Genomic DNA, 785 nt, shown 5'->3' with positions numbered 1-785 from the left:
GGGTGGGGGTGGTGCGGGCCGCCGCGCTGGTAGGTGAACGTATCCACAGTCGATCACTTGTCACAAGTTAATGCCACGGAGATCACGTGAAGATCACAGAGTTGAAGAACTGTCACTTTCGGGTTTAAGGGGCTGGATTGCCTGTTCGGCAGCGCGTCTACGGGGTCTGACCGCCCGTTCGGAGACGCTCCGGGGTGAACTCCACCGGGAGTGTGCGCAGTCCGCGCATGATGAGGCCGCCGCGCCAGCGCAAGTCGGCAGGATCTCCGGCGAGTTGCAGGTCGGGGAGGCGGGTGAGGAGGGTGGCGAGCGCGGTCTGGCCCTCCAGGCGGGCAAGCGGGGCGCCGAGGCAGTAGTGGATGCCGTGGCCGTAGCCGAGGTGTTGATTGTCACGCCGCCCGAGATCGAGGACGTCGGGATCGGCGAACCGTTCCGGGTCACGGTCCGCGGCGGCCAGCACGACCAGCACGGGGTCGCCGGCCGCGATGTCCTGCCCGCCGAGGGTGAGGGGGCGGGTGGCGAAGCGCCAGGTCGCGAGCTCCACCGGGCCGTCGTAGCGCAGGAGTTCCTCTACGCCGGTTTCGAGGAGGGCGTGCTCCCCCGCGGCCAGGGACTTCTCCAGGCGGGCGCGCTGCTCGGGGTGGGTGAGAAGGGCGTACGTGCCGTTGCCGATGAGGTTGACGGTCGTCTCGAACCCGGCGAACAACAGGATGAAGGCCATCGCCGCGGCCTCGTTCTCGGTCAGGTGCTCGCCGTGGTCGGAGGCGCGGATGAGGCCGGAGAGG

General features: G+C 68.7%; 1 protein-coding gene. It reads right to left on the bottom strand.

Going from position 1 to position 785, the window contains the following annotated elements; translation table 11 throughout:
• Positions 1-157: 157 nt before the first annotated feature.
• A partial coding sequence (locus AC31A1_RS52115; protein WP_489660029.1) for a cytochrome P450 occupies positions 158-785 on the bottom strand: 628 nt, incomplete at its 5' end.

It is taken from the genome of Streptomyces sp. P5F9, assembly GCF_057961495.1.
This window is presented reverse-complemented; position numbering and strand designations above follow the sequence as displayed.